Origin of the sequence: Comamonas odontotermitis, from assembly GCF_020080045.1 — a bacterium.
Classification (GTDB): domain Bacteria; phylum Pseudomonadota; class Gammaproteobacteria; order Burkholderiales; family Burkholderiaceae_C; genus Comamonas; species Comamonas odontotermitis.
The window spans coordinates 473457-494969 of the sequence record NZ_CP083451.1 but is presented as its reverse complement, the minus strand read 5'-3'; the positions used below and the strand labels follow the sequence as shown (position 1 = coordinate 494969).

At 59.3% G+C, this 21513-nt stretch carries 19 protein-coding genes and 1 tRNA gene; 7 read left to right on the top strand and 13 right to left on the bottom strand.

What is annotated here, in order from left to right:
* Positions 1-469: 469 nt before the first annotated feature.
* From LAD35_RS02250 to LAD35_RS02220, 7 genes are all read right to left on the bottom strand, one after another.
* Positions 470-2272 (bottom strand): DUF927 domain-containing protein, encoded by a 1803-nt coding sequence (locus tag LAD35_RS02250; RefSeq protein WP_224151124.1) that lies wholly within the window; start codon positions 2270-2272, stop codon positions 470-472.
* A gap of 32 nt (positions 2273-2304) precedes the next feature.
* Positions 2305-2766 (bottom strand): hypothetical protein, encoded by a 462-nt coding sequence (locus tag LAD35_RS02245; protein ID WP_224151123.1) that lies wholly within the window; start codon positions 2764-2766, stop codon positions 2305-2307.
* A complete protein-coding gene (locus LAD35_RS02240) occupies positions 2766-2960 on the bottom strand; it encodes a helix-turn-helix transcriptional regulator (RefSeq protein WP_224151122.1) in 195 nt (64 codons plus the stop codon). The genes LAD35_RS02245 and LAD35_RS02240 overlap by 1 nt, the downstream gene beginning before the upstream one ends.
* 155 nt (positions 2961-3115) lie before the next feature.
* The gene (locus LAD35_RS02235; protein WP_224151121.1) at positions 3116-3973 is read right to left on the bottom strand and encodes a hypothetical protein; all 858 of its coding nucleotides are present in this window, start codon (positions 3971-3973) and stop codon (positions 3116-3118) included.
* A 26-nt stretch (positions 3974-3999) separates the two neighbouring features.
* Complete coding sequence (locus LAD35_RS02230; protein WP_224151120.1) at positions 4000-5238, bottom strand: tyrosine-type recombinase/integrase; 1239 nt, start codon at positions 5236-5238, stop codon at positions 4000-4002.
* A gap of 163 nt (positions 5239-5401) precedes the next feature.
* Positions 5402-5477: transfer RNA gene (locus LAD35_RS02225), tRNA-Arg, on the bottom strand.
* Between the two features lie 88 nt (positions 5478-5565).
* Positions 5566-6186 (bottom strand): TetR family transcriptional regulator, encoded by a 621-nt coding sequence (locus tag LAD35_RS02220; protein ID WP_224151119.1) that lies wholly within the window; start codon positions 6184-6186, stop codon positions 5566-5568.
* Between the two features lie 225 nt (positions 6187-6411).
* Between LAD35_RS02220 and LAD35_RS02215 the strand changes: the two genes are divergently transcribed.
* The 4 genes from LAD35_RS02215 (at position 6412) to LAD35_RS02200 (ending at position 13475) form a co-directional block, all read left to right on the top strand.
* Positions 6412-7716 (top strand): efflux RND transporter periplasmic adaptor subunit, encoded by a 1305-nt coding sequence (locus LAD35_RS02215; protein ID WP_224152566.1) that lies wholly within the window; start codon positions 6412-6414, stop codon positions 7714-7716.
* 15 nt (positions 7717-7731) lie between these two features.
* On the top strand, positions 7732-10974 hold the full coding sequence (locus tag LAD35_RS02210; RefSeq protein WP_224151118.1) for an efflux RND transporter permease subunit: 3243 nt from the start codon (positions 7732-7734) through the stop codon (positions 10972-10974).
* On the top strand, positions 10967-12415 hold the full coding sequence (locus tag LAD35_RS02205) for an efflux transporter outer membrane subunit (RefSeq protein ID WP_224151117.1): 1449 nt from the start codon (positions 10967-10969) through the stop codon (positions 12413-12415). Before LAD35_RS02210 ends, LAD35_RS02205 begins: the two co-directional genes overlap by 8 nt.
* A 193-nt stretch (positions 12416-12608) precedes the next feature.
* Positions 12609-13475 carry a c-type cytochrome gene (locus LAD35_RS02200; RefSeq protein ID WP_224151116.1) on the top strand — a complete coding sequence of 289 codons (867 nt, stop codon included), beginning with the start codon at positions 12609-12611 and terminating at the stop codon, positions 13473-13475.
* A gap of 84 nt (positions 13476-13559) precedes the next feature.
* On the opposite strand, the gene LAD35_RS02195 is transcribed toward LAD35_RS02200, so the two are convergent.
* Positions 13560-14126 (bottom strand): DUF2946 family protein, encoded by a 567-nt coding sequence (locus LAD35_RS02195; RefSeq protein WP_224152565.1) that lies wholly within the window; start codon positions 14124-14126, stop codon positions 13560-13562.
* A 177-nt stretch (positions 14127-14303) separates the two neighbouring features.
* Between LAD35_RS02195 and LAD35_RS02190 the strand changes: the two genes are divergently transcribed.
* From LAD35_RS02190 to LAD35_RS02180, 3 genes are read left to right on the top strand one after another with little or no spacing between them, the layout of a single operon-like run.
* The gene (locus tag LAD35_RS02190) at positions 14304-14915 is read left to right on the top strand and encodes a LemA family protein (RefSeq protein WP_377780210.1); all 612 of its coding nucleotides are present in this window, start codon (positions 14304-14306) and stop codon (positions 14913-14915) included.
* A gap of 12 nt (positions 14916-14927) precedes the next feature.
* Entirely contained in the window at positions 14928-15830 is a 903-nt protein-coding gene (locus tag LAD35_RS02185; RefSeq protein ID WP_377780209.1) for a TPM domain-containing protein, read from the top strand.
* Positions 15830-16342, top strand: coding sequence for a TPM domain-containing protein (locus tag LAD35_RS02180; RefSeq protein ID WP_224151115.1), 513 nt, complete (start codon positions 15830-15832; stop codon positions 16340-16342). The genes LAD35_RS02185 and LAD35_RS02180 overlap by 1 nt, the downstream gene beginning before the upstream one ends.
* A 192-nt stretch (positions 16343-16534) precedes the next feature.
* Here the strand turns inward: LAD35_RS02180 and LAD35_RS02175 are convergent, their stop codons facing one another.
* From LAD35_RS02175 to LAD35_RS02155, 5 genes are all read right to left on the bottom strand, one after another.
* The gene (locus LAD35_RS02175; protein ID WP_224151114.1) at positions 16535-16951 is read right to left on the bottom strand and encodes a F0F1 ATP synthase subunit epsilon; all 417 of its coding nucleotides are present in this window, start codon (positions 16949-16951) and stop codon (positions 16535-16537) included.
* A gap of 74 nt (positions 16952-17025) precedes the next feature.
* Positions 17026-18429: a F0F1 ATP synthase subunit beta gene (atpD, locus tag LAD35_RS02170; RefSeq protein WP_184711538.1), complete on the bottom strand. Its 1404-nt coding sequence runs from the start codon at positions 18427-18429 to the stop codon at positions 17026-17028.
* 35 nt (positions 18430-18464) lie between these two features.
* A complete protein-coding gene (atpG, locus tag LAD35_RS02165) occupies positions 18465-19334 on the bottom strand; it encodes a F0F1 ATP synthase subunit gamma (protein WP_224151113.1) in 870 nt (289 codons plus the stop codon).
* Between the two features lie 18 nt (positions 19335-19352).
* Positions 19353-20912 (bottom strand): F0F1 ATP synthase subunit alpha, encoded by a 1560-nt coding sequence (gene atpA / locus LAD35_RS02160; protein ID WP_224151112.1) that lies wholly within the window; start codon positions 20910-20912, stop codon positions 19353-19355.
* Between the two features lie 42 nt (positions 20913-20954).
* Positions 20955-21503 (bottom strand): F0F1 ATP synthase subunit delta, encoded by a 549-nt coding sequence (locus tag LAD35_RS02155; protein ID WP_224151111.1) that lies wholly within the window; start codon positions 21501-21503, stop codon positions 20955-20957.
* Between the last annotated feature and the right edge of the window lie 10 nt (positions 21504-21513).

Here is a 21513-nt window from a genome sequence, read left to right as displayed (position 1 = left end):
TTCCTTTCTCATCTGTTCTCTGCCTTGGGAACTGTCGTTTCAGTAATTGCAGGCATACATGGTCACATGAAACAGTTCTTTAGTCGCGTATGTGGATCCTCCAGCATCCAGGGCGACAGGACATAAGGGAACCGGCAACCTCATCCCCCTGCCAGTACCTCAAATGGCTTCTTCCAAATGCCATGTTTCGCTCCCCTCTTTATCCAGCGCTTTTCACTGTCGACATTGGCTTTTGGCGAGTTCCAGAGGTTCCGGGTGTCCAGCCCTCGCGAATATTGTCGTTCGACAGAACACCCTGCATCGCTGGAGAGGTTCCAGGTGTTCCACTCATTACGGCCTATCCTCGGGAACACCCGGAACACCGGCGATCAGGCAAGGTGTTCCAGTGCAAAGCCGGATAGGTATTGGGCTAGACACCCGGAACCTCTGGAACACTCCAAAACCAAGCTCACGGCATGCCTTGCAGTCACTATGTGCCCAACAGGGCAGTATTGACGGTGTATACGCGCACACGATCACCACTAATACGTCGCAAAATAGAGCGTTTGCCGTCCGCCCCAGGTTTTGGCAACGCCCCCACATCCTCCAGCACATCCAATCCCCGTTTCAGGTCAAAGCCAGTCAATGCTTCCTTCATGCCGCTGGCCGTAAACAGGTAGATTCGGCCAGCAGTGGTGTGCTCATGCCAGCCAGCGCGATCGCGGATCAACATGGCACGTTCGGGATCCGCGTCAATCGCGCTAAAACGGCTGTCGCCGTGGCGTTCGATGAAGCCCTGTATTTTCTCCAGCACCTGCGTGCGCTCCAGGTTGCCGTCCGTCGTGCCGCGCTGGGCCAACCAGGCACGGAAGCATTCAGCAGCGGCCTGGGTGGGCTGACCGGGTCGCCAGGGTGCCACGCCGTAGCCTGCAGCCAACTCTCCGGCCAGTGCCAGCACGGCAAAACGCTCTGCCGCACGTGCGGCCTGCCCATCGCCGGGCGCAGCCACAAACTGCGGCACGGCCTTGATAGCTTGCAGTGCTTCAGAAAAATCTGTGTCTGCATCACCCGTCAGCGCGCGCAGGAACTGCGGCCCGGCGTGGCCATGGTGTGCTTTACAGGCATTTTTGAGTGCATCGCTGAATGCTGCGCCGGAGGAATAGCCGTGCAGATCATCCCAGGCTCCATACGTGCGCTGGGCAGGCACATCCAGCAAACGCACCGTCTGGCCCGCCTTCTGGCGGTAACCCCCCTCTGCCATGCTGGTGCCGATAGTGCGCTCACCGGTGGACAGGACGCTGCAGCGCCAGCGATTCACCGCGCGGGCCGCGCCAGTGCGCGAGGCTCGTTGCTTGCCCCGTCCATTGCCCAGGCTGTAGACAATGGCCCCCACCTCCTTCGCATCGCATTCACTGATTTCGTCCAGTGCCAGCAGTGAATCATTGAACAGCGCTGCCACGCCCTCCATGCCGTTGCTGGTGGCCCTCCAGGAACGCCGGAAGCCCGGGCCTCCCCATACCGAGCAGGCAGCATCGATGGCCGTAGTCTTGCCAGTGGAGGAGTCACCCACCAAATGCATGCCTCCGCTATCGGCGTTGACGCGACTCAGCACCGGGCCAGCAAATGCCGCGCAGATGGCCAGCATCAGCAGGGGATTGCCGATCGCCAGTGCTGCCACGTTCTGCTGCCATTCTGCAAGCAAGCCCTTGATTACGTATTCATCGCTGAGCCTCTCGCCAGACTGGAAGACCACGCCGCTGGCATCGGGGCCGATCACCTCGGCCGGCAGCACAAATGCATGCTCGGTGGCCCAGCCGGTTTGCGTGACACAGCGAATGCGCGTTTCCGGGGTAAGCGCCTGCAAATAGCGCCCCAGCATTTGATGCTGGCCTGGGTCGATTTCCAAGCCCATGTACAACAGCTCACCGCGCAAATCAGCGCCGTCTGCACGCAGCAGCTCCATGGGCATGGCCCAGGTGCGCCACTGGCCCAACGTAGTCTTGAAGCGCAATTGGCGCCCAAAGTTGCTGCCATGCTCATCGGTGGTGACCGCTTCGATGTACAGAGGACTGCAGATCCATTGTTGCGTTAAAGCCGGGGGTTCGTCTTTTTTCTTGGAGGGTGTGATACTGAAATACCAAACGCCCGGACGCAACTTGGCGCCGTCATGCTTGAACCAGCCCTCAAATACCCGGAAGCAGGGGCGCTCGTTCTCACCGGGAATCAGCGACTCGGTTTGTTCTGGCTGATCGTGCACCAGCGCAATAGGGCGTGCCTTAATGTCAGCATCCAAAGCCGCCACCGAATGTTCAAATGCTGTAGGCATCAAGGGAACACCTCCAGGATGCGCGTAATACGGCCTGCCGCCGTCATCAAGCGGGCGCGGTCTGCATCGGTCAACGCCACACCATGCGCGACGTTGCCAGCCGCAATGGCAGCCAGCATGGCTTCGGCGTGCAAGATTTCCAACGCGGCACGAGCGCTAATCGGCGTCGGGCGCTGTGTTGTGGGCTTGCCACCCTCGACCCATGCGCCCAGCTCCTTCGCTGCTGCAGCGAAGCCCTGGCCATAGGCCGCCATGTGGTAGGCCAGCACATCACCGCCGCGGGCACCACAACCAGCCATGCAGACGAAGGCGCCAGAGACAGTATTGATGCGCATGCTGTCGCTTCCACCGTGGAAGGTGCAGGCGGTTGTGCGCCACTTGCCTTTGCGCTCATGGAATTTCAATCCTTGACCTTCATAGTAGGCCGCCGGATCAGGCAGACGATTACGATCGAAGGCCATTACACCCCCTCCTTTACCTGTGCGTCGCGCCAATTGAGCAACTCAGCTACATCGAAGATGGTGCAGCGCATGCTCAGGTGGCGAGGCTTGGGAAAGTCAGGGCGGTCTTTGGCCCAGCGCCAGAGGGTTGAGATACCGATGCCCAACAGTTCGGCGGCTGCCTTGGGACGGACAGTTTGGGGGGCGAGACTCATAGTCACCTCGTTCGATCCCGCGTGGCACCATGCCAGCGATTGAGGTGAATTCCAATGCCGGGGTATTTCGGGCCCAGCCCACCCCGGCGAGTTTCATTCGATAACCCCGCCAAATCGACAGCGTTGACCCCGGTCAATAGCCCGTTTTACCCCGGTCAAGCATCCTCGCGGGGATCAAGAACGGAGCGAGGCGCATGCGCACGTGGAAAGTAATTAGCCAGCAGCTCCCACCCCTTATTTTTGGATAGTGGGAGGCCTTTGCCGCGCCTGGGATCAATCAACCATTGCATTACTTCGAATGGACAAAACAGGGGCTCGGTATGCTTGTGGCCACCGGCCCCAATGACCTTCCGCGCATCCCGTAGCCGTGGGGCATCCTTCAAGTTCAGGAACCAAGACATATCCATGTTAGTAAATTTGCCAAAAGCATCGATCAATTGCTGTCGCGTTGCCCGCTTGGCGTGATCGATTGCTACAGTTGCATGCTGGTGCCGCGGAGCACACCAAGGGGAGGAGACGGCCGCATCCCTTAATGCACCTGGCGACGCTTGCGCAGCTACGTCATCTCCCGCAGCGAAAAGGTCATCCATTCGAATATTGAGCGGCGTCGCTAGTGTTCCATTTGGAGCCAACTCCACATATACGTGTCCGCCACCTGGCTCATATGCCTCCTGCACGTGGCACGCTTCCCCATCCAAGATGGCCTCAAGTGTTGCCTGATCGGAAAGCAAATAACCGCGATAGGGACGTAATTGCAGGGGATGACCTGGACTGGGGTTAGGTAGGTCGGCAATAAAACCATCGATCATGAAATACAGCCCGAAGCGCCCATCCACAGCTGCTTGAACAACATCTACACGCGGCACAGCAAAGCGCTCGGCCCAATGGTCGAGCTTGGCAAGCGGTAACTTTCTCGCCTCAGTCAATTTCAAATCACGGGCCTTGGCAGGCAGATGAGATGTCTGGGCTTTTCGGCCCAACGTCGAAGTGGATTTAGTTGAGGTGCGGCTCATCGGTCTAGGGAATCTGAAGATGGGTCTTATGCCTGCATCCGCACTAGCTCAGAGCCGGTCTTGAGCTTGTCGAGGTAGTCTGCCCACTCGTTCATCATCTTTCGACGCTGCTCCATGAACTCGGCGCGGTCATAGGCCGCGCCTAACGGACCGGACTTACCGTGCGCGAGTTGAGCCTCAATAACGTCAGCGTGAATGCCTGGCAGGCGCTCAATCATCAACGTGCGAGCCATGGCACGAAAGCCGTGGGGTGTCATCTCCTCGCTGGAGTAGCCCAAGCGACGCAATGCAGCCGTCAGGGTCATATCAGACATCGGTCTTCCCTCTCCTCTGGTAGAGGGAAAAACGTGCGCTCTGTGACCTGTCAGCGGTCTTATCTCCCTAAGGATCGCCACTGCCTGAGGCGCCAAGGGTACAAAGTGTGGTCTACCATTCAACTTCTGCGCTACAGTGCGTTTCATCGCTGAAGATGGAATGGTAAGCATGGCATTGTCCAGGTCCACCCAACTCCATTCCATCATACGAATATTGGCGGGGCGTTGGAATAGCAACGCAGATAGTTGCAGCGCGGCTTTTGTGATAGGTTGGCCGTTGTAGCTGTCAAAAGCCCGCAACAACTCACCGACCTTCACAGGCTCCAGTACAGCAGCCATGTGTTTGACCACCACCGGTTCCAGTGCACCTTGCAGATCAGGCATAGGGTTGCGCTCGCAACGGCCAGTCTGGACGCCATAGCGGAAAACCTGCCCAGAATTCTGCGCAAGAGTATGAGCAGCATCCCGATTGCCGCGCTTCTCCACTCTACGCAGCGCATTCAACATCATGGGAGGCGTGATATCAGGGAGCTGAAGACGGCCAACGAACGGGAATATGTCCTTCTCCAACCCCCTCAGCCACTTGACGGCGTACTTATCGCTCCATCCACCTTTTTTGACACCATGGTATTCGCGAGCCACGGCTTCAAACGTGCTTTCGTCGGCCATGGCCTGAGCTAGCTTCTGTGCTTGCTTGACTATGGCCGGGTCAGTACCTTCTGCCAGATGTTGTCGTGCTTCGTCGCGCCGCCGCCGCGCTTGGGCAAGGGAGACGGCCGGGTAAACGCCCAACGCCAGCGTTTTCTGCTTGCCGCTGAAACGGTATGCCAAGCGCCAGTACTTGCCCGCCGCCATGACATGCAAGTACAGCCCACCGCCATCACTATGCTTGTCTCCGGCCGGCTTGCCTGAGAACTTGGTCTGCTTCACGAAGGTATCTGAGAGTGGCATTGTTGGTATGTGTCTTGAATAGCATATCAAGTACCAACAAAGGTACCAACAATTTGTTGGTATGTCCAGAGATAACCATAGCCTAATTAGCACATCAAAAAACCCGCCACGCCAACGAGCGTGCGGGTTTCAGGATTTTCTGAGGCCATCCGAGATAGCCATATGGCGCGGCTGGCGGGGATCGAACCCACGACCCTTGGCTTCGGAGGCCAATACTCTATCCACTGAGCTACAGCCGCGCATATACACAATTGCCTTTCAGCAATCCTTCAATTATGGCACGGGATGCAGCTCCGCGAGGCTTCAATGCCAAACAGTGCCACTCCCTCAAGCCTGGCGCTGAAAGCCCAGACCCGAGAGGTAGGCCTCCACAGACAGCTCGCCAATTTTTCGCAACGGGAAGTTACCTTCATTCAGCACCCAGCCATGAATGAGCCCCACAAACAATGAATGCAGGCCAAGCGCTGCTTCCGTCGGCGTCATGGGCATTACAACGCCCTGCTCCATGGCAGCCAACGTCAGGTCATCTGCAAACTTGCGCTGAGAACATTCCGAGCTCTCCACATGTCCTTCGCGAACGCTCTCAAGCTCGCCAACGTATTCCAGCTTGAAAAGCGCTGTATCAAACACCTTGCGTCGCCGCTCGTCTGAGTCCATGCTGTCGAACACTGCGTAGATGGAGTGCCGAATCCGCGCAAGCGGCGAGAGTTCACCGTACTTGTCGTCGCAGATTTCCTCAAACGGAGTGCATATGCGTGACAGCACCGCAGTGAAGACATCCACTTTGTCCTTGAAATGCCAATACACCGCGCCACGCGTGGCGCCAGCGCGTTGCGCGATTTCATTGAGCGACGCGCGCGCCACGCCTTTCTCGAAAAAAACCTCTTCTGCCGCATCCAACAGCTTGGTGCGCGTCTCGTCCGCTTCTGCCTTTGTGCGCCGGGCCATGCTCTGCTCGTCCGTTCCTGTAGCGCATTGCCCCAGTGTCTCGCTGCAGGCAATGAAAGATTTAACAAATAAGCTCTATTATACATTTCTGCATGTATGTATAATTGCGGAGCATTTTTCTGGGGATTGAAGATAGCATTCCACTAGCCACAGGCAATCCCCGCCGAATCCTCCGCGGTTCACCTCATTCATTTCACACCTTCCGAAGGGACTTTCATGCAGCCCATGTATGAAGCACACCAAGCCGCTGACAAAAGACCGCAAACCTCTCGCCAACGTATGAAATCCAGTACCTTTGCCCTCACCCTGGCTGCAGCGCTTGCTTTGGCAGCCTGTGGCGACAAGAAACAAGAACAACACTCCGCACAGGGCGCGCCCCCTCCACCAGAAGTCAGCGTGCTGACCGTCAAGCTCGAGAGCATTCCCGTCGTGTCGGATTTGCCAGGCCGTCTGGAGCCCTTCCGTGTTGCGCAGGTCGGCGCTCGTGTTGCAGGCATTCTGCAAAAGCGCACCTTCAAGGAAGGCTCCGACGTGAAGGCGGGCCAGGTCCTGTTCCAGATCGACAATGCGCCTTACCGCGCCAGTCTGGAAAGCGCCCAAGCGACACTGGCACAGGCACAGGCAACGCTGGCACAGGCGGCCTCTACCGCACGCCGCTACAAGCCACTGGTGGAAGCCAACGCCATCAGCAAGCAGGACTATGACGTGGCAGTCGCCAACGAAAAAGCTGCTCAGGCACAGGTTGCAGCAGGCAAGGCAGCTGTCACCAACGCCAGCATCAACCTGGGCTATGCCTCGGTGACCGCCCCCATCTCCGGCCGCATTGGTCGCGCCCTGGTGACCGAAGGTGCACTGGTGGGCCAAGGTCAGGTGACCGAGTTGGCTGTCATTCAGCAGATCAACCCTCTGTACGTCAACATCACGCAGTCGTCCTCTGACATCATGCGCATGCGTGAAGCGCTGAACTCTGGCAAGTTGGCCAAGGCGGGCGACAATGCCGCCAAGGTCAAGGTGTATACCGATGATGGCCGTCCCTATGCGCAGGAAGGCAAGCTGCTGTTCACCGATTTGACCGTGGATCCCACGACCGGTCAGGTCAGCGTACGCGCCGAGTTGCCCAACCCCGATGGCATGCTGCTGCCAGGCATGTATGTGCGCGTACATATCGAAGAAGCCCAGGTGGACAACGCTGTGCTGATTCCTCAACAGGCTGTCACCCGCAATGAAAAGGGCAATACCGTGATGGTGGTGGCCGAAGATGGTTCGGTGGCACCTCGCCCCGTTCAGATCAGCCAGTCCAAGGGAACCAATTGGGTCGTGACGGATGGCCTGAAGTCGGGCGACAAGGTCATGATCGATGGTTTCATCAAGCTGGGCATGGGCGCGAAGAAGGTAACCCCCGTGCCATGGAAAGAAGCAGGCAGCCAGCCAGCGCAAGCGGCCGGCGGCAAGCCCGCCGATGCAGCAGCTCCTGCCGACAAGCCAGCGGCCTCGACCGAGGCCGGAAACAACGCTGCATCCAGCAAATAAACAGGACACAGCTGCATGTCAAAGTTTTTTATTCACCGACCGATCTTTGCATGGGTGATCGCGATTTTCGTGGTCCTCGCAGGTATCGTGTCCATCACCCGCCTGCCGGTGGCGCAGTTCCCATCGGTTGCGCCTCCGACGATTACCGTGACGGCCGCCTACCCCGGCGCCACCGCACAGACCTTGACCGATTCGGTTTTGCAGCTCATCGAGCGTGAAATCAATGGCGCCGAAGGCCTGATGTACATGGAATCCTCTGCCTCTGCCACCGGCAGCGGCACGCTGACCGTGACGTTCGCGCCCGGCACCAACCCGGAGTTGGCCCAGGTGGACGTGCAGAACCGCCTGGCCCGTGCCACGCCGCGCCTGCCGACCATCGTGCAATCGCTGGGTGTGCGCGTCGACAAGTCGATGAGCAACTTCCTGATGATTCTGACCTTCCAGTCGGAGACTGGAGAGACCTCGCGCGATGAAATCTCGGACTACGTCAACCGCAATGTCCTGCCCGAAATCCAGCGTCTGAACGGCGTCGGCAAGGCGCAGCTGTTTGCATCGGGCCGCGCCATGCGTGTGTGGGTCGATCCGACCAAGCTGCAGGGCTACAACATGTCGATCGCCCAGATCAACGCTGCCATCGCCGCGCAGAACCAGCAGATCTCGGGTGGTTCGCTGGGCGACACCCCCAGCCTGCCAGGCACCAACATGAACGCCACCATCGTGGTGCCTGGCCAGCTCACCACGCCAGAAGAGTTTGGCAATGTGGTGCTGCGCTCCAACTCTGATGGCTCCACCGTGCGTATCAAGGATGTGGCACGGGTGGAACTGGGCGCCGAGAGCTATGGCTTCAACTCGCGCCTTGATGGCAAGCCCGCTGTTGCATTGGCGGTTCAGCTCACCTCCACGGCAAACGCCATGGCCACGGCCAAAGAGGTCTACAGCAAGATGGGCGAGCTCGAGTCCTTCCTGCCGGCTGGCGTGAAATGGTCTGCTCCGTATGACACATCGAAGTTCGTCAAGATCTCCATCGAGAAGGTGATCCACACGCTGCTCGAAGCCATCGTGCTGGTGTTCATCGTGATGCTGATCTTCCTGCAGAACATCCGCTATACCCTGATCCCGACGATCGTGGTGCCCATCGCATTGCTGGGCGCATTTGCAGTGATGTACAGCGTGGGGCTGACGATCAACATTCTGTCGATGTTCGCCATGGTGCTGGTGATCGGTATCGTCGTGGACGATGCCATCGTGGTGGTGGAGAACGTCGAGCGCATCATGTCTGAAGAAGGCATATCCCCCAAGGACGCGACGATCAAGGCCATGGGCCAGATCCAGGGCGCCGTGGTCGGTATTACCGTGATTCTGGTGACGGTGTTCATTCCGCTGGCCATGTTCTCGGGCGCTACCGGCAACATCTACCGTCAGTTCTCGCTGGTGATGGCGATCTCGATCTTCTTCTCCGGCTTCTTTGCGCTGACCCTGACGCCTGCGCTGTGCGCCACCATGCTCAAGCCCATTCCCAAGGGCCATGCACACGACAAGAAGACCGGTCTGCTGGGCCCCTTCTACAACTGGTTCAACCGCATGTTCGGCAAGGCTACCAAGGGCTACCAGAAGACGCTGCTTGGCGTGGTCAAGCGCACCATTCTGGCTTTCCTGGTGTATGCCGCAGTGATCGCTGGCGTGGTGTTCGGCTTCAAGGCTCTGCCTACCGCCTTCCTGCCAACGGAAGACCAGGGCTACGTGATCTCGCTGGTGCAACTGCCGCCAGGCGCTACGCAGGAGCGTACGAGCGGCGCCATGTCGCAACTGGAAGACTATGTGCTCAAGCAGCCTGAAACTGCGCACATCGTCAGTATTCTGGGCTTCAGTTTCTCGGGGCAGGCACAGAACATGGGTCTGGCCTTCACCACGCTCAAGGACTGGTCGGAGCGCACGGCTCCGGGCTCGGATGCGACCTCGTTTGCGGGCAAGGCGCTAGGTGCCATGATGGGCCTGCGCGATGGCTTCATCTACACGCTGGTGCCGCCTTCCATTCCAGAACTGGGCAACAGTGACGGCTTCACCTTCCGACTGCAGGATCGTGGCAATAACGGCCATGCAGCCCTGCTGCAGGCCCGTAACGAGTTGATCGGCAAGGCCAGCCAGAGCCCTATCCTCACCGGTGTGCGTTTTGATGGCGTGGAAGACGCTCCGCAGTGGCAGGTCGATATCAACCGCGACGCTGTCTATGCGCAAAAGGTCAATATGGGTGACATTGCCACCACGTTGTCCACCGCGCTGGGCTCTGCCAACTCTACCGACTTCCCGAACAAGGGATACATGCAGCGCGTCACCATCCAGGCCGATGCCGCAACTCGCATGCAACCTGAAGACGTGATGAAGCTGACGGTGCCCAATGCCGATGGCAAGCTGGTCGAGCTGTCCACGCTGGCAACTGCCAAGTGGGTCACCGGTCCGATGCAGATGTCGCGCTACAACGGCTATCCGTCCATGAGCATCACCGGCCAGGCCAAGCCCGGCTACACCAGCGGCCAGGCCATGGCCGAAATGGAAAAGCTCGCTGCCGAATTGCCACAAGGCTTTGGCTATGAGTGGACCGGACAGTCGCTCGATGAGAAGAAGGCGGGTTCGTCGGGCATGATCCTGTACGCGTTCTCGATCCTGGCAGTGTTCCTGTGCCTGGCAGCACTCTACGAGAGCTGGAGCATCCCGCTGGCCGTGCTGCTGGTGGTGCCTCTGGGTGTTCTGGGTGCGGTGGCAGGTATGCACCTGCGCGGTATGCCCAACGACATCTACTTCCAGGTGGCGCTGATCACCGTGATTGGTCTGTCAGCGAAGAACGCGATTCTGATCGTGGAGTTCGCCAAGGATCTGCACGACCAGGGCATGAGCGCTTTGGACGCGGCACTGGAAGCCGGTCACCTGCGCTTCCGCCCGATTCTGATGACCTCGCTGGCTTTCATTCTTGGCGTGGTGCCGCTCTACATCGCCTCGGGTGCGAGCGCGGTCAGCCAGCATGAAATCGGGACAGGCGTGTTCTGGGGCATGATCATCGGCACCTTCATGGCCGTGTTCCTGGTGCCGGTGTTCTTTGTGGAAGTGTTCCGGTTGTTCGGCCGCAAGAATGACAAGGACGGCTCTGGCCCCCATGGCGGCGCCTCGCCATCGGCACCTGCTCCTGGCTCCGTCTCGCACTCCGCAGTGATGAACCAAGAAGACATGAACTCCGCAACGGGGAAAGGACCTCGTTTTGAATAAGAAACTCATTCCTACCGTGCTGGCAGCGGCGCTGCTGGCCTCCGGTTGCTCGCTGATTCCTGCACTGGACAAGACGGCCGCCCCCGTGGCGGACCAATACCCCGTGGCGTCCACGCAGGGCCAGCAGGCGGCTGCGGATATTCCGTGGCAGAACTACTTCACCGATCCGCGCCTGCAACAGCTGATCCAGATCGCACTGGATAACAACCGCGATCTTCGGGTAGCCGTGCTCAACATCGAGCAGGCCCGTGCGCTGTATCAGGTGCAGGGCTCGCAACAGTTCCCCGAAGTCGGTGTGTCTGCCGCTGCCACCCGGCAGCGCAGCCAGATCACTGGCAGCTATGGCAATGCTTTCAGTGTTGGCGTCGGCATCCAGAACTGGGAGATCGATTTCTTTGGCCGCATCAGCAGCCTGAAGGAACAGGCCCTGGCGCAATATCTGGCAACGGAAGAAGGCCGCAAGGCTGCGCAGATCAGTCTGGTGGCCTCGGTGGCCAATGCCTGGCTGGCACTGCAAGCCGATGAAGAGCTGATGGACCTCTCGCGTCGCACGCTGGAGACGCGCCAGGAGTCGATCAAGCTGACCAAGCTGCGCCTGGACTCGGGCGTGGCCTCGGAGCTCGATTACCGACAGGCGCAGTCCCTGACAGAAAACGCCAAGGCCACCCTGGCCCAGCAAACGCGTCAACGCGCGCTGGATGCCAACGCGCTCACCTTGCTGCTGGGCCAGACGCCACCGCAGGAGCTGCTTGCCAGCCTGCAAGGCAAGCGCCTGAGCGATCTGCCCGTGATGGCTGACGTGCCCGCAGGCCTGCCATCAGACCTGATGCTCCGCCGCCCGGATGTGCGCCAGGCCGAGCAAAGCATGATCGCGGCCAATGCCAACATCGGTGCAGCGCGTGCCTTGTTCTATCCCAGTATCTCGCTGACGGCCAATGCCGGCTTTGCCAGCTCCGAGCTGTCCGATCTGTTCGACTCCAAGTCCAAGGGATTCACGATCGCCCCATCGCTGTATCTGCCGATCTTCAACGCAGGACGCAACCAGGCGAACCTGGAAGTGGCAGAGGCGCAGAAGAAGATTGCTGCCGCCCAGTACGAAAAATCCATCCAGACGGCGTTCCGCGAAGTGTCCGACTCACTGGTCAGCCGCCAAACGCTGGCCGACCAGCTGCAATCGCAGGAAGCCCAGGTCGAAGCCGAATCGGCCCGCCTGAAGCTGTCGGACCTGCGTTACACCAATGGCGTTGCAAGCTATCTGGACCTGCTGGATGCACAGCGCTCGCTGTTTGCGCTGCAGCAAGGTGTGGTGCAGGTGCGACTGGCGCAGCTGCAGAACCAGGTCGGCCTGTACAAGGCCTTGGGCGGTGGCTGGACGGATGAAGCCCCTGCGGATACCACAACGGCTGTCACCCAGGTGGCGCCCACTGCTGGCAAACCATAAGCCCCTCAGCAGCACACCTGCCGCACAATGGCCTGCCAGCATCCTGGCAGGCCATTTTTTTGCGGTGGTCGTAGGCAAGGTGTGGCCGAAACAACGCTGGGGCTAGCCCGGAGGTCACAAAACAAGACCCCTCTATATAATGATTTTGGCCTCTGCACGATGAACAACAAGCCACGAAGAATTTGAGGACGTAATGAGCGACATCCAGCACGAAGAAGCACACACTGGCCCCATCAAGACACCCAAACAGCTTTTGTGGACGGTGATCTTTGCATTCGTGATTCCCGTTTTTGCCATTATCGGCCTGGTGATGTATGTCACCTCTGCCAACAAACCCGGTGCTGGTGCGGCCGATGAATCCGCACTGGTTGCCGCTCGCATCCAGAAGGTGGGCATGGTCGAAGTCCGCGACGCCAATCGCCCTCTCAAATCCGGCGAGGAAGTGTTCAAGGCACAGTGCGCAGCCTGCCACGCCACCGGCGCGGCCGGTGCCCCCAAGTTTGAAGATGCTGCAGCCTGGGCGCCTCGCATCAAGACGGGGCTGGATGCCTTGGTGCATTCGTCGCTGGCCGGCAAGGGTGCCATGGCACCACAAGGGGGCGGTGATTTTGACGACACCGAAATTGCCCGTGGCGTGGTCTACATGGCCAATGCCGCAGGAGCCAAGTTTCCCGTTCCCGAGCGCCCTGCTGGCAATGCCGCGGCAGAAGGTGGAGCCGTTGCTGCAGCCGCCCCCGTAGCCGCAGCAGCAACGCCTGCGGCTCCCGCAACCCCAGCCACGCCTGCAGCGCAGGAGGCGGCAGCTCCTGCAGCCACCGCCCAGGCCGACGGCAAGGGTCTGTACGACAAGGCCTGCTTTGCCTGCCATGCAGCAGGTGTGGCCGGCGCCCCCAAGTTTGGCGACAAGGCCGCGTGGGCACCCTTTGTGGCTCAGGGCATCGACAACATGGTCAAGATTGCCATCTCGGGCAAAGGCGCCATGCCCCCCCGCGGAGGATCAACCGCCTCTGACGACGAAATCCGTGCTGCCGTGCAGTACATGGTGGACCACGCACAGTAAACCCCTGCGCCTTTATACCTTTACGCGATCAGATACAAAAACCGGCTCTGGCCGGTTTTTTCTTGTCTGACAGTTCTTGCTGTTTTAGCTGCCAGTGCTTGCCAGCTGCGCGGGAGAACTTATAAAACCATAGCAGTGCGGCAACGCATTGCGTCGAACCTCTTCCGGCGCAGGCAGCAGGCCCGCATCCAGCGCGGCGGACACATCCAGCACATCCTGCGTGTGCACCATGCCCAACCCCATGGATACCGTCATGTACACGGCCCCGTCCTCATCCACCAGCACCTTCTGCACTTCTGCGGGAGCCAATTCACTGCCTGTATGGCTGTGGATACGTATCTCTCGCGCCTGCATTTGCATGCGCCAGATCCATGGGGTGGCTTCCAACTCCACAAACACCTGCTGCGGCCCGTTCTGAAAGTACCAGCAGCCACGCGCATCGTGCAGATAGTTGCGAGCAATGAATTCGGCCAGCTTCACATGCTCGACCCGCGAGCCCTTGGCCCCTGGCACTCCACTGGCAAAGCTGCCAGCGGCCTGGGCCGCCGCATCACGCAGCCACCAGTTGCCACGCGCATCCAACCCCAGCCAGCCATAGCAGGCGGGCACGTTGGGCCATTTGGCCATGGCCTGTTTGACGATGTCATCCATTGCAATCACGCTCCATAGAGCCATGGTAGCGCCACTGGTTGGCTTTTGGCCCTGCTCCTGCGCGGGACCAGTCAATAATCGCTGACAAACCGGCCTGACAATCTTTGTCACAATGGGCGCCTTGTCAATGCATCAACTTGCAGCGAACATCAGGCCACATCCAATAAGGAATGCACAATGAATACGATCAACACAATCAAGCGACTGATGGTCATGGTGGCAGCAGCCGTGGTGCTGACGGGCTGCGGCTATAACGATTTCCAGCGACTGGACGAGGAATCCACCGCCGCGTGGAGTGAAGTTCTCAACCAATACCAGCGCCGTGCCGATCTGGTGCCCAACATTGTGGCCTCGGTCAAGGGGGAAGCCAATTTTGAGCAGGATACGCTCACCAAGGTGATTGAGGCGCGCTCCAAAGCCACCTCAATCCAGGCCACTCCCGAATTGGTCAACAATCCCGAAGCGTTCAACAAGTTCCAGCAGGCGCAGGGTGAGCTCTCCAGCGCGTTGTCGCGCCTGATGGTGGTGGCCGAGCGCTACCCTGACCTGAAAGCCAACCAGGCCTTCCGCGACCTGCGCGTCACCCTGGAAGGCACCGAAAACCGCATCGCCGTGGCACGCGACCGCTATATCGGCACTGTCAAGGCCTACAACGTGCTGGCCCGCCAGTTTCCTACCAACCTGACGGCCAAGGTCATGGGCTACCAGCCCAAGGCCAACTTCACCGTGCAGAATGAGGCACAGATTTCTCAGCCACCCCAGGTTGATTTCTCGACAGACAAGAAGTAATCAAGGAAAAAAGTGCTTATTGCGCGGGCTCTGCAACGCTTTATAGCTATATTTACAGTAGCGCTCTTGCCTTGGCTCGGGCATGCGGCGGTGTTGCCGGTTCCTGCGCTCACTGCGCATGTGATCGATCAGACCGCAACCCTGAGCGCGCAAGATACCGCCAGCCTTGAAGCCCAGCTGAAACAGCTGGAGCAGGACACCGGCTCTCAGGTGATTGCATTGATGGTGCCAACCACCGCTCCGGAGGACATTGCAGCCTATGCGAACCGGGTGGCCAACACCTGGAAGATCGGCCGCAAGGACGTTGGCGACGGGCTTCTGATCATTGTTGCCAAAGACGACCGGCGCATGCGCATCGAAGTCGCCAAGACCCTGGAAGGCGCCATCCCCGACCTGCGTGCCGCACGCATCATTGACGAGGCCATGAAGCCAGCCTTTCAGGCCGGCAACTATGGCGCAGGCCTTTCGGCAGCCGCAGGCCAGATCAGCGCCCTCATCAAAGGCGAGGCCCTGCCAGCACCGGCCCGGCAGCCACAGCAGCGCCAAGGCGCATCGGCAGCCCCATCCATGGATGTGGGCGAGCTACTGATCTTCTTTTTCGTGGTTGTCATGATCGGCGGAGGCTTTCTGCGCGCCCTGCTCGGTCGTGGCTTTGGCTCCCTGGTCACCGGCGGTATTGCGGGCGTTGTGGCGACCATGCTCACAACCAGCCTGCTGATCGGCGTAGGAGCGGGAGTCGTGGCCCTGTTCATGGTGCTTCTGACAGGCGGCCTGCGCCCCGGCAGCGTCATTACCGGCGGTGGGGGGGGCGGCGGCTTTGGTGGAGGCGGAGGGTTTGGCGGCTCGGGTGGTGGCGGCTTCAGCTCCGGCGGCGGTGGTAACTTTGGCGGCGGCGGCGCGTCGGGGAGCTGGTGATGGGAAATTGGCTTCAGCGTCTTGGCCGCCAGTTGCGCCACCGCATTCTGGACCGTGATGCCTCCTATGCTTTGCCGCAGGCGGCACGCGAGCGCATTGCGCATGCCATTGCAGCATCAGAGGCTAGGCATACGGGCCAGATTCGCGTGTATGTCGAGACCGCTCTGCCCTGGAGCTATATTCGCCGCGACGCGTCGGCGCGCGAGCGGGCTGTGATGGAGTTCAGCAAGCAACGCGTATGGGACACCGAGCACAACAACGGCGTATTGATTTATCTGCTGCTCACCGAGCACGCCATCGAGATCGTCGCAGATCGGGCCGTTGCACGCCATGTGGACACCGCCCAGTGGGGCCGCGTCATTGCAGGGTTGGCAGAGGATCTGCGCAGCGGTCTGTACGAAGAGGCCCTGAAAAAGGCTATCACCCAAGTGTCGCAATTGCTGGAGCGTGATTTTCCTCGCCAATCTGCAGCGGCAGACAATGAACTGCCAGATATTCCCATTGTCCGTTGACTCTGCCAGGCACTATATTTTTCATAGCATTTAGCGCTTGATGGATAAGCGTGCTGCCTTGGTTTAGTCTTTAACCATAGGCTCGCTACATGTGCCGGCTTCAGGTTCGCCCTTACTGCTTTGCGGAGTCTGGAAAGGCGAAAAAAAACCACCGCATGCGGTGGTTTTTTGTAGATGCAACAAAGGCGCTGATCAACGCTTCTTGCGGTACTTTTGCAGTGCAGCAATCTGTGCTGCCATGACGGCCAGCTCAGATTGGGCCTTGGCCAGGTCGAGTTCGCCCTTGGCGTTCTTGACGGCTTCTTCGGCCTTTTGCTTGGCTTCAACCGCCTTTTGCTCGTCCAGATCCTTGCCGCGCACAGCGGTATCGGACAGAACGGTCACGCGATCAGGTTGCACTTCCAGAATGCCACCGGCCACGAAGATGAACTCTTCGGCACCGTCGGTCTTCTCAATGCGCACCGATCCCGGCTTGATGCGGGTGATCAACGGCGTGTGGCGGGGATAGATACCGAGTTCGCCCATTTCACCAGGCAGCGCCACAAAGCGGGCTTCGCCAGAGAAGATGGATTCTTCAGCACTGACCACATCAACGTGGAAGGTGTTCATCTTTGGTCCTCAGAGTGAAAAAGAAATACGTCCGGTGCGGGCAGCAGTCTTGCGAGCACTGCCCGGCACAGACCTTAGATCTTCTTCGCCTTCTCGATGGCTTCGTCGATCGTGCCAACCATGTAGAAGGCCTGCTCTGGCAAGTGGTCGCACTCGCCGTTCACGATCATCTTGAAGCCGCGGATGGTTTCCGACAGCGGAACGTACTTGCCTGGAGCGCCCGTGAACACTTCGGCCACGTGGAAAGGCTGCGACAGGAAACGCTGGATCTTGCGGGCGCGGGCCACGACGAGCTTGTCTTCGGGAGCCAGTTCGTCCATACCCAGAATCGCGATGATGTCACGCAGTTCCTTGTAGCGCTGCAGCGTGCCCTGCACCTGGCGGGCCACGGCGTAGTGCTCTTCACCCACCACTTGGGGGTCCAGCTGGCGGCTGGTCGAGTCCAGTGGGTCCACGGCGGGGTAGATACCCAGCGATGCGATGTCACGGGACAGCACGACGGTGGAGTCCAAGTGAGCAAAGGTGGTGGCAGGCGACGGATCGGTCAAGTCGTCAGCTGGCACGTACACAGCCTGGATCGAGGTGATCGAGCCGACCTTGGTCGAGGTGATACGCTCTTGCAGACGGCCCATTTCTTCGGCCAGCGTAGGCTGGTAGCCCACGGCGGAAGGCATACGGCCCAGCAGCGCCGACACTTCGGTACCGGCCAGGGTGTAGCGGTAGATGTTGTCCACGAAGAACAGCACGTCCTTGCCTTCGTCACGGAACGCTTCAGCCATGGTCAGGCCGGTCAGCGCCACACGCAGACGGTTGCCTGGTGGCTCGTTCATCTGGCCGTACACCATGGCCACCTTCGAGTCATTCAGCGACTCTTGATTCACCACACCGGCGTCCGACATTTCGTGGTAGAAGTCGTTACCTTCACGGGTACGCTCACCCACACCGGCGAACACGGACAGACCGCTGTGCGCCTTGGCGATGTTGTTGATGAGTTCCATCATGTTCACGGTCTTGCCCACACCGGCGCCACCGAACAGACCCACCTTGCCGCCCTTTGCAAACGGGCACACCAGGTCAATCACCTTGATGCCGGTTTCCAGCAGTTCCTGCGAAGGCGACAGTTCGTCGTATGCAGGAGCCTTGCGGTGGATGGAAGCAGTCAGCGTCTGGTCCACAGGGCCGCGCTCGTCGATGGGGTTACCCAGCACGTCCATGATGCGGCCCAGCGTTGCCTTGCCCACGGGCACGGTAATCGCCTTGCCGGTGTTGGTCACCATCAGGCCGCGCTTGAGACCGTCCGACGAGCCCAGTGCAATGGTACGCACCACGCCGTCGCCCAGCTGTTGCTGCACTTCCAGCGTCAGGGCAGTGCCTTCGAGCTTGAGTGCGTCAAACACGTTAGGTACCTGGCCGTGTGGGAACTCAACGTCCACCACAGCGCCGATACATTGAACAATCTTGCCTTGTACTTGAGCCATTTCGTTGCTCCAATATTGATTTCAGTCGAGCTGCGTTACACAGCCGCGGCGCCTGCGACGATTTCCGACAATTCGGTCGTAATCGCAGCCTGACGCGTCTTGTTGTAGACCAGCTTCAACTCGTTGATGACGTTGCCGGCGTTATCGGTAGCAGCCTTCATGGCCACCATGCGCGCAGACTGCTCGGAAGCCATGTTGTCTGCAACGGCTGAATAGATCAGCGATTCCACATAACGCACGAGCAGCTCGTCGATCACACTTTGCGCATCGGGCTCGTAGATATAGTCCCAGCCGTGGGAAGCAGGTGCCGAACCCTGAATCGCTTCTTGCGACAAGGGCAGCAACTGCTCGACGACCGAGTCTTGCTTCATCGTATTGATGAACTTGGTGTAGCACAGATAGACCGCGCTCAGCTTGCCTTCAGCGTACTGATCGAGCAATACCTTGACGGGGCCGATCAACGCATCCAGATGCGGCGTGTCACCCAGCGCGGTGGCATTGGCCACCACCTTGGCGCCCACGCGCGTCAGAAAGCCCAGGCCCTTGCTGCCAATGGCGACGGCTTCTGCACTGACACCTGCGGATTGCAGATCCTTGAGCTTGTTCGTCACGGCACGCAGCACGTTGGTGTTCATGCCGCCGCACAGGCCCTTGTCAGTCGTCACCACGATCATGCCGACCTTCTTGGAGTCATGCGACACCATGAAGGGATGGACATATTCAGGGTTTGCCTGGCTCAGGTGAGCTGCAATTGCGCGAATCTTCTCGCTGTATGGACGGGCTGCCAGCATCCGCTCCTGCGCCTTGCGCATTTTGGATGCGGCAACCATTTCCATGGCCTTGGTGATCTTCTTGGTGTTTTCCACCGATTTGATCTTGCCGCGTATTTCCTTGCCTGCTGCCATGATGATTCCTCGCCCGGTTTAAGCGAAGGACTTCTTGAATGCAGTAATGGCTGCAGTCAGTTCAGCTTCGTCCTTGCCTTCTTTGTCGAAAGCCTTCTTCTCGTTCAGGCGGTCCACCAAAGCAGCGTAGCTGGTCTTCAGGAACTGGTGCAGACCGTGCTCGAAAGGCAGTACCTTCTTGACTTCGATATCGTCCATGAAACCCTTGTTCACGGCGAACAGCGAAGCGGCCATCAAAGCGACGGGCAGTGGGCTGTACTGAGGCTGCTTGAGCAGCTCGGTCACACGGGCACCACGGTCCAGTTGCTTGCGAGTTGCATCGTCCAGATCGGAAGCGAACTGCGCGAACGCAGCCAGTTCACGGTACTGTGCCAGGTCGGTACGGATACCGCCGGACAGACCCTTGATCAGCTTCGTCTGAGCAGCACCACCCACGCGGGACACCGAGATACCGGCGTTGATAGCAGGACGGATACCGGCGTTGAACAGGCTGGTTTCCAGGAAGATCTGGCCGTCGGTAATCGAAATCACGTTGGTAGGCACGAAGGCCGACACGTCACCCGCCTGGGTTTCGATGATGGGCAGCGCGGTCAGCGAACCGGTCTTGCCCTTGACTTCACCCTTGGTGAAGGCTTCGACGTAATCAGCGTTCACGCGAGCGGCGCGCTCCAGCAGACGGCTGTGGAGATAGAACACGTCGCCAGGGAAAGCTTCACGGCCTGGTGGGCGACGCAGCAGCAGCGAAACCTGGCGGTAAGCCACAGCCTGCTTGGACAGATCGTCATACACGATCAGCGCGTCTTCGCCACGATCGCGGAAGTACTCGCCCATCGTGCAGCCAGAATAGGCCGACACGTACTGCATTGCGGCCGATTCGGAAGCAGTAGCAGCCACGACGATGGTGTATTCCATCGCGCCTGCTTGCTCCAGAGCACGCACCACGTTCTTTACCGAAGAAGCCTTTTGGCCGATGGCTACGTACACGCAGACAACGCCCTGGCCCTTCTGGTTGATGATCGCGTCGATCGCCACAGCGGTCTTGCCGGTCTGGCGGTCACCAATGATCAGCTCGCGCTGACCACGGCCCACGGGCACCATGGCGTCGATGGACTTGATACCCGATTGCAGAGGCTGATCCACGGATTGACGTGCGATCACACCAGGAGCAACCTTTTCGATCACGTCGGTCATCTTGGCGTTGATCGGGCCCTTGCCGTCGATAGGCTGACCCAGAGCGTTCACCACGCGGCCCACCAGTTCAGGGCCCACGGGCACTTCCAGAATGCGGCCGGTGCACTTGACGATGTCGCCTTCCGAGATATGGGTGTACTCACCCAGAATCACGGCACCGACGGAGTCGCGCTCCAGGTTCAGCGCCAGACCGTAGGTAGGTTGACCATCGGCGCCTGCCGGGAACTCCAGCATTTCGCCAGCCATCACATCGGACAGACCATGCACGCGCACGATACCGTCGGTCACCGACACCACCGTACCTTGGTTACGGATATCGGTATTGCCTGACAGACCCTCAATGCGGCTCTTGATCAGTTCAGAAATTTCTGCGGGATTGAGTTGCATCACTCTTTCCTTTTCATTGTTTAGCCGAATCCTCGATCTGCGTTACGCAGTGAGGGTTGCTTTCATTTGTTCCAGACGGGCCTTGACGGAAGTGTCCAGCACCTCGTCGCCCACCACGACACGAACACCGCCAATCAGCGATTCGTCCACCGTGGTGCTCAGATTCAGTTTGCGGCCAAAGCGTTTTTCCAGCACGGTGCCCAACGCATTCAATGCGGAGTCATCCATGGGAAAGGCACTGTACACCAGCGCATCCGACGAACCATTTCCTTGGTTCACCAGCGCGCGAAATTGCTTGGCCACTTCTGGCAGGGCTTCCAGACGACGATTTTCCACCAGCGTGCGCAGGAAGTTGCGAGCCAGGTCTGACAAGGCCCAGCCGCGTGCCAGCGATACACCGGCCATCACATCGACCACCTGATCATTGGTGACGTTGGGATTGTCGGCCAGTTGGCGCATTTCCGGGTCGGCGGCAATCGCCGCCAGTTCGTCCGTCCAAGACAGGGCTTCGCTCAGGCTTGCACCTTTGTCGGTGCAAGCCTTGAACAAGGCTTCAGCGTAAGGACGGGCAATGGTGGCGAGTTCTGCCATTTCGTTGCTT

Excerpts from the sequence above, each read along its gene's own strand:
- LAD35_RS02245 (WP_224151123.1), bottom strand. The coding sequence starts at position 2,766 with ATGGCCTTCGATCGTAATCGTCTGCCTGATCCGGCGGCCTACTATGAA.
- atpD (WP_184711538.1), bottom strand. The coding sequence starts at position 18,429 with ATGGCTCAAGTACAAGGCAAGATTGTTCAATGTATCGGCGCTGTGGTG.
- LAD35_RS02210 (WP_224151118.1), top strand. The coding sequence starts at position 7,732 with ATGTCAAAGTTTTTTATTCACCGACCGATCTTTGCATGGGTGATCGCG.
- LAD35_RS02190 (WP_377780210.1), top strand. The coding sequence starts at position 14,304 with ATGAATACGATCAACACAATCAAGCGACTGATGGTCATGGTGGCAGCA.
- LAD35_RS02220 (WP_224151119.1), bottom strand. The coding sequence starts at position 6,186 with ATGGCCCGGCGCACAAAGGCAGAAGCGGACGAGACGCGCACCAAGCTG.
- atpG (WP_224151113.1), bottom strand. The coding sequence starts at position 19,334 with ATGGCAGCAGGCAAGGAAATACGCGGCAAGATCAAATCGGTGGAAAAC.
- LAD35_RS02235 (WP_224151121.1), bottom strand. The coding sequence starts at position 3,973 with ATGAGCCGCACCTCAACTAAATCCACTTCGACGTTGGGCCGAAAAGCC.
- LAD35_RS02155 (WP_224151111.1), bottom strand. The coding sequence starts at position 21,503 with ATGGCAGAACTCGCCACCATTGCCCGTCCTTACGCTGAAGCCTTGTTC.
- atpA (WP_224151112.1), bottom strand. The coding sequence starts at position 20,912 with ATGCAACTCAATCCCGCAGAAATTTCTGAACTGATCAAGAGCCGCATT.
- LAD35_RS02240 (WP_224151122.1), bottom strand. The coding sequence starts at position 2,960 with ATGAGTCTCGCCCCCCAAACTGTCCGTCCCAAGGCAGCCGCCGAACTG.
- LAD35_RS02200 (WP_224151116.1), top strand. The coding sequence starts at position 12,609 with ATGAGCGACATCCAGCACGAAGAAGCACACACTGGCCCCATCAAGACA.
- LAD35_RS02195 (WP_224152565.1), bottom strand. The coding sequence starts at position 14,126 with ATGGATGACATCGTCAAACAGGCCATGGCCAAATGGCCCAACGTGCCC.
- LAD35_RS02180 (WP_224151115.1), top strand. The coding sequence starts at position 15,830 with ATGGGAAATTGGCTTCAGCGTCTTGGCCGCCAGTTGCGCCACCGCATT.
- LAD35_RS02175 (WP_224151114.1), bottom strand. The coding sequence starts at position 16,951 with ATGAACACCTTCCACGTTGATGTGGTCAGTGCTGAAGAATCCATCTTC.
- LAD35_RS02215 (WP_224152566.1), top strand. The coding sequence starts at position 6,412 with ATGTATGAAGCACACCAAGCCGCTGACAAAAGACCGCAAACCTCTCGC.
- LAD35_RS02230 (WP_224151120.1), bottom strand. The coding sequence starts at position 5,238 with ATGCCACTCTCAGATACCTTCGTGAAGCAGACCAAGTTCTCAGGCAAG.